Annotated in this window: 3 protein-coding genes; all 3 read right to left on the bottom strand. The window is 62.2% G+C overall.

Annotated elements, in window-relative coordinates:
• Positions 1-247: 247 nt before the first annotated feature.
• Genes C814_RS11095 through C814_RS11085 form a run of 3 tightly spaced genes read right to left on the bottom strand, consistent with a single transcriptional unit; the run spans position 248 to position 3,623 of the window.
• Complete coding sequence (locus C814_RS11095) at positions 248-2,320, bottom strand: cell division protein FtsA (protein WP_016317926.1); 2,073 nt, start codon at positions 2,318-2,320, stop codon at positions 248-250.
• Between the two features lie 32 nt (positions 2,321-2,352).
• Complete coding sequence (locus C814_RS11090) at positions 2,353-2,964, bottom strand: PilZ domain-containing protein (RefSeq protein WP_016317925.1); 612 nt, start codon at positions 2,962-2,964, stop codon at positions 2,353-2,355.
• A 35-nt stretch (positions 2,965-2,999) separates the two neighbouring features.
• Positions 3,000-3,623 (bottom strand): PilZ domain-containing protein, encoded by a 624-nt coding sequence (locus C814_RS11085; protein WP_016317924.1) that lies wholly within the window; start codon positions 3,621-3,623, stop codon positions 3,000-3,002.
• Between the last annotated feature and the right edge of the window lie 398 nt (positions 3,624-4,021).

Genomic DNA, 4,021 nt, shown 5'->3' with positions numbered 1-4,021 from the left:
ATAAGGGGGCTTCCCCCTTATGTGTGCTTTTTACCTTGCTTTTTGCACAAGCAAAAAACAAGCCGTCCGCCCGGACGGGACCGGGCATCCTGTGCCGCTTACGGCACACCTCTTAAAATAAAGTAACGTGCTGCACCGCTGCACAGAAAGAGTCCCCGCGCGGGGGCGGATTCCCCGCATCCCGGTGCCGCTCGCGGCACACCTCTTAAAAAGGCAAGGTGCCGCGCAGCTGCACAAAAAAGCAAGACTACCTTTTCCAATAGACCTCGATCTGGTCGCCGGTGAGGACCGGTTCAATATAGGAAGCGGGGCGGCCGTTGCGGCTGACAACGAGATCCCCCTGGGGCCTGGACGGGTCGATCTCGACGAAATTGAGCACATCGAAAAACTGCACCGGGGACCCGTCCGGTTTCGGAGGGAGCTCACACGGCTCCCCGTTCAGGATGATCTGCACCGGGCCGCGCCGGGCCACCGGGGGTTCGGGTTCGGGCGCGACAGGCTGTCCAACCGGGACCTGCCGGTGCGCCGGGGCAGGCTCCGGGATGGAGGTCGCCCCGCCGAGCAGCTGGATGTCGTCGCCCGGCCGGAGGCGGTAGGTTTCGGGATGCTCACACGGCTCCCCGTTGACAGTCAGCAGCGCGAGGTCGGGGATGATCCCCTGGGTTTCGAACAGGTCCGCGAGGGTGAATACCCGGCAGGTTTCGATGACGTCGGAATCGTGGATCACGCTGTCGCCGGTGAGCGCCTCCCCGCCGCAAAGTGCGCTGACGCCTGCCGGGCAGGGTTCCCCGTCGAGCAGGACCTCGAACGCTTCCCAGCCGCCGAGGATATCGCGCAGGAGCGGTGCGGCGTCCTCTCCGTTGACCGCGGGGGTAAACTTGATCTCATCGCCCGGCTGGAGCGGGGTTGTGATGTTGGCGGGCCGGCCGTTGACCTCAAAGGCCGCAAGCGTGGGCATACCGCCGCGGACGATCTGCCGTTCCCCGTCGAGCGCGAAGGTGGCGTTCCTGCCCGACCGCCCCATGATCTGGCTGTACTGGTAGCCGCCGCGCAGCAGGGCTTCGAGCACATTGGAGGAGCCTGCGCCGAGCATCCGGACCCGCTCGCCGTTGAGCACGACCGAAAGCTCCTCCTTGCCGGAAGCGGTCATAGCGGTGATGGCAATGCCGATGGGGGTGGCGTACTCGGCGCTGACATACTGCGGCTCGGTATCCACCATCCGTTTCATATAGTTGTTGCCGCCGATGGCGACTTTTTTCTCGTCCACGCCCAGCCCCTGGGCAACCAGCCTGCAAAGGCCGGGGGTGCGGCTGCCGCCGCCCACCATAAAGACTGCCATAGGCGGGCCGCCGTTGGCGTCGAGGATGCTGCGGCTGATCTCGCCGGCCAGCTCTTCGACCGCGGGGTGTATCTTTTCCAGCAGCTCGTCGCAGGGGATGCTGTTTTCAAACCCGAGGATGTCGCAATAGGTGATCGTCTGCCGGCCCTCGCTGGCCTGCCGCTTGATCTCCTCGGCGACCTGGAAGTCCACAAGCAAGGTGCGCATCACGCTTTCGGTGATCTCGTCGCCCGCGACGGTGGCCATCGTATAGGCGCAGACGCTGCCGCCGTTGGCGATAGCGATATCCGAAGTGCCGGCGCCCACATCGACCAGCGCGACATTGAGCAGCCGCAGCTCCTGCGGGATGACCGCATTGATCGCGGCGATCGGCTCGAGGGTGACGCTGGCAATGCTCAGCCCGATCTTTGACATGGTGGCGTACAGGCTTTCGACCACCTCGCCGGGGAGGAAGGTGCCGATCAGCTCGACAGTGGCCTTGCGGCCGCGGTGGCCGAGCAGGGTGGAAAAGGTGTAGCCATCCAGCGTATAGCGGATCACCGAGTGGCCGACACAGTAATAGGAAAGCAGGTCCCCATCCGAATCGCCGAGCAGCTCCTCATACGCCTGCTGCAAGGCGCGGCTTTCCAGCCGGGAGAGCTGCCGCTGGTCCACAGGCTGTTTGTCGTCCAGCTCGATCTCGCAAACCGCGCGGCGGGTCTTGAGCACCCTTCCTGCCGCCGCGACATAAACGTCTTTGAACGGGAAGCCGAGCTCCTGTTCCATCCGTTCCTTGACCTGCCCGGCAATGCGGGCGGTCTGCTCGATGTTTTCGATCTGCCCGTCGACCACAGCGCGTTCGCTGTGCTCCTGCGCATCGACCTTTAAAACCTTGAGCAGCGGGCCTTCCACCCTGCCCGCCACGCCGATGACGCTGCGGGTGCCGATATCGAGCGCGAAGATGAGCCGTCCGTCGCCGCGGACGGGGAAAGCATCTGCCATATTGAACCATCCTTCCCTGCGCAAACGTCCATTCAGTGGGCGCGTCCGCGCTGCATGCTGAAGATGAAATTGGAGAGCTGATCCTCCAGCCAGTCGGGCATTTCGGCGAAGTCGGCGCCGTAAGCCATGCCGCCGTCCAGCCGCTGGCCGCGCAGGATCACTGCGTGCAGCTCCTCCCCATCCCCGGAAAAAAACGAGGTATCGAGCCGGATGGCGGTTTCGGGGAGGAATATTTTTTCAGAGCGGAAGAGCACGCCGCCCACGCTGAGGTTGCGGATTACCACCGGGATCGGGTCCGGCCGGGCGAACAGGCCCTCCTGGCGGATTTCCCCCGGGATGTTGACATCCACCCGGAAAAACCGCCGCTGGCCGTATTCTTTGACATTGTTGATGCCATGCAGGGTGAGGAGGCTCCCGCCCACCTCGACCACATTGCCGGCCAGGACCGAAAAACTGCCGTCCGGCGCGGTAGCAGTCAGCTTGAGCTTGGTACCCGCCGCGAGATCGGGCGGGAAATCGAACGGCGCCTGAATCCGAAGGGCCTCCCCCTCGGCCGCGACCACCTGCCCGATCGAAACCGGGGCGTTATCCATCTGTTTGAGTTCGCAGGCAAGGCCGTTCAGCTGATCCAGTTGCATTGCCATTGCAAAAGGCTCCTTTCTGATCCTGCGGCGGGGCGCTAGTTGGTGCGCACCCGCCTGCGCTGCATACTGAAGATGAAATTGCAGAGCAGGTCCTCCTGCCAGTCGGGCAGGTCGACGAAATCGGCTCCATAGGCCATGCCGTCGTTGAACTTCTGCCCGCGCAGGATCACCGCCTGAAGGTCCTCGCCCTCGCGGGAAAAGAACGAGGTGTCGAGCCAGACGGATGTTTCGGCGGAAAAAATCCGGTCGGTGCGGAAAAGCATACCGCTCAGGCTGATGTTGCGGATCACCACCGGGAGCGCTTCCCGTTTGCCCTCCCCCCCCGGGGCAGACATGTAAACCTTCCCGTTGATGGTGGTATCCACCCGGTAAAACCGGCGCTTGGTATACTCCTTAACATTGTTGATGCCGTGCAGGGAGAGGCGCGCCCCCTCCACCTCGACCACACGGCCGACCAGCATCGAAAAGCTGCCGTTCGGCTCGGTGGCAATCATCTTGAGCTTGGTGCCGTACTCAAGGTCAGAAGGGAAGTCAAATGGTGCCTGAATCTGAAGAATGTCCTCATTTACGTCGATTACCTGTCCCATGGAAACCGGGTCATTGTTCATCTTTTTCAGTTCGCAGGAAAGCCCCTGGAACCGATCCAGCTGCATCGCCATTTCGTGGCCCCTTTCTTACATCAATGATAATAGTATATTTGCGGGGATTTTTCAAGCATCCCCGGGTAAAAAATGCAAAAAGCACTTTTTTCAGAGCTTATTTTCCCCGCCCCGGAAGGAAAATCGGGCTGCCCCTGCTGAGGGACCATTCGCCCAAAAAGCCACCCCTGCACGCATAAAGCGGCGCAAAGGTGGTTTTTCTAATGCGGCTGCGCAGCATTTTGGGTTCCGGGGCAGCATCCGTTTGGCCCCAGACCAAACGGATAGGCGCTTGCGCCTTCCTCAAAGGTGCGCGGCGTTTTGGGTTCCAGGGCAGCATCCGTTTGGCCCCAGACCAAACGGATAGGCGCTCGCGCCTTCCTCGGGTCTTCTCGGGCCTGCGGCCCGAAGCGCGGCAT

This window comes from Anaerotruncus sp. G3(2012) (assembly GCF_000403395.2).
GTDB lineage: Bacteria > Bacillota > Clostridia > Oscillospirales > Ruminococcaceae > Anaerotruncus.
This window is presented reverse-complemented; position numbering and strand designations above follow the sequence as displayed.

What these genes read in the sequence shown, in the direction of transcription:
- C814_RS11090 (WP_016317925.1), bottom strand. Translation starts at nt 2,964, where the DNA reads ATGGCAATGCAACTGGATCAGCTGAACGGCCTTGCCTGCGAACTCAAA.
- C814_RS11085 (WP_016317924.1), bottom strand. Translation starts at nt 3,623, where the DNA reads ATGGCGATGCAGCTGGATCGGTTCCAGGGGCTTTCCTGCGAACTGAAA.
- C814_RS11095 (WP_016317926.1), bottom strand. Translation starts at nt 2,320, where the DNA reads ATGGCAGATGCTTTCCCCGTCCGCGGCGACGGACGGCTCATCTTCGCG.